Here is a 630-nt window from a genome sequence, read left to right as displayed (position 1 = left end):
GCCGTCAAAGCGGTGTTCGGTCAGGCGCGTGCCGTTGAGGTCGATGGCGGTCAGTGCGCCGCCCGGGGCGTGGTGGTAGTTGAGCTGGCTGTCGTCCGGCAGGCGCAGGTGGTTGAGGCGTCCGCAGGCGTCATAGCGATAACGCAGGGTGCCCCAGCCCTGGTGCTCGCTGATCAGGCGGTCCTGGGCGTCGTATTCGAAGGCCAGCGGATGGTCGCTGCCGTCGTCGACGTAGACCAGCCGGCCCAGGTCGTCGTAGCGGTATTCGATGGCTTGGCCGTCGGGCAAGGTCTTGACCCGCAGCCGCCCAGCCGTGTCACGCTGGTAGCGGGTAACCCATTGCGAACCGTCCTCGCCGTGTTCGGTTTTTTCCAGCAGGTGGCCGTTGAGGTCGTAGGCGTAGGCGGTGCGTTGGCCGTCGAAGCCGACTTGCTGTCGGATCAAGCCGTTGGGCGTGTAGTCCAGCTGATATTTTTCGCCGGATTCGTTCTCGATCTCGGTCAGCAACAGCCGCGCCGAGTCGTAGCGGTACTTCAGCTCGCTGCCGTCGGGGTTCAGGCGACGGCTGACCAGGTGCAGGTCATCGGCGTATTCGTAGCGGGTGGTGCGGCCCTGCTCGTCGCGCTCGGC

1 pseudogene is annotated in these 630 nt (G+C 65.7%); it reads right to left on the bottom strand.

Features of this window, described 5'->3' with window-relative positions:
- Positions 1 to 630: pseudogene (locus J3361_RS29295) on the bottom strand (RHS repeat protein); the annotation flags it as partial.

The organism is Pseudomonas sp. OA65 (assembly GCF_017498305.1).
GTDB classification, from domain to species: domain Bacteria; phylum Pseudomonadota; class Gammaproteobacteria; order Pseudomonadales; family Pseudomonadaceae; genus Aquipseudomonas; species Aquipseudomonas zanjanensis.
Note: the sequence above shows the minus strand (reverse complement) of the source record. Positions and strands in the feature narration are given on the sequence as shown.